1 protein-coding gene is annotated in these 1,422 nt (G+C 67.8%); it reads left to right on the forward strand.

The genetic code is table 11. The features are described from left to right. A partial coding sequence (locus JF66_RS18875) for a WD40 repeat domain-containing protein (protein WP_197059491.1) occupies nucleotides 1-1,052 on the forward strand: 1,052 nt, incomplete at its 5' end. Nucleotides 1,053-1,422 lie beyond the last annotated feature (370 nt).

Below are 1,422 nucleotides of genomic sequence, written 5' to 3' on the forward strand. Positions count from 1 at the left end.
GACCCGCCGCCGTGCCGCACACGCCGCAACCGTCGCAACCGGCGGCCGTGGCCAGGGTGGTCGTTCAGCATGCCGGGGCCGTGCGGTCGGTGGCCTTCAGCCCGAATGGCGCCCGACTCATCACCGGAAGCGACGACGGGTCGGCACGAATCTGGCACGCGGGGACAGGCGAACTGCTGCTCAGCTTCGAACACGAGGCACACATCTGCTCGGTGGCGATTAACCCCGACGGCGCCCGACTCGCGACAGCCGGCAGCGACTGCACCGCCCACGTCTGGAACACCACGACGGGCGCTCACCTGTGGGGGTTTTACCACAGCAAACCCGTGAACGCCGTGGCGTGGGCGGCGGACGGCGTTCGCCTGGCCACCGCCAGCACAGACGGTACGGCCCGCATCTGGGATACGACGACGGGCACCCTACTGGTGACGATGAACCACAGCAGCCCCGTGCTGGCGGTGGCGTGGACCGCCGACGGCGCACGACTCGCCACCGGAAGCGCCGACAGAACGGCGCGCATCTGGAACGCCCGGTCTGGGGCAGAGGTTGGCTCACTGCTGCACGCACGGGCCGTCAGCGCCGTGGCCTTCTCCCGGGACGGAAGTGGGCTCCTCACCGGATGCGCCGACGCTTCGGCGCACATCTGGCTCACCGCGACCGGCGGTGAGCTTCTACGCGCAACCGTTGACGGCTGGTTGAACGAGATGACCTGCGTGGGCTTCAGTCCCGACGGCGCCCGGCTGGCCCTCGGCAGCCTGGGGGCGGTGCAGATTCGGGATGCGTTCACCTTTCAGGAGCTCCTCGCCTTCGGCGCGCACGGCGCATCCGCGGCAAAGCCCGTGGGGCTCGGCCCGCCCGCGGGCCAGCGGGCGAGCGGCGCGGCCAAGACAACGGTCTGGGACAACTCCACGGGCGTTCAGCGCCTCAGTGTGCGCCATAAAGGAGGCATGCTGTCGTTCGTGAACTCGGTGGCGTTCAGCCCGGACGGCACGCGGCTGGCTACCGGCGGCGATGACAACGTGGCCGTGGTCTGGAGCCTGACGGGAGTCTGAGTCTGACGGGGGCCCGACGGGAGTCCAACGACCACCGATCGGGGTGGACTACGGCGCGGAGGTGGGCGGTGAGGCTGGCGGCGAAGCTGGCGGTGAAGCTGGGGAGGACGACCTGTCGCTGTCTGCAGACGCATGGTGACGCACGGAGCGACGGTGCAGAACCACGGTAAAAACCACCGTGAAAACGAAGAGCAGAATAGCGAGAAGGCAGGGCCAGAACACGTGCCCGTCCTGGGTGACCTGGGCGACTTTCGCCAGCACAGGAGACGAAATATGTGCAAGCATTTTCCCAGCCTGAGGCAACGCGCTCAGCGTTGACAGCAGAAATCCGGATCAGAAGCTCAGGATTTCCCCAATTTTTTCGCCCTGC

This window comes from Cryobacterium sp. MLB-32 (genome assembly GCF_000738085.1).
GTDB lineage: Bacteria > Actinomycetota > Actinomycetes > Actinomycetales > Microbacteriaceae > Cryobacterium.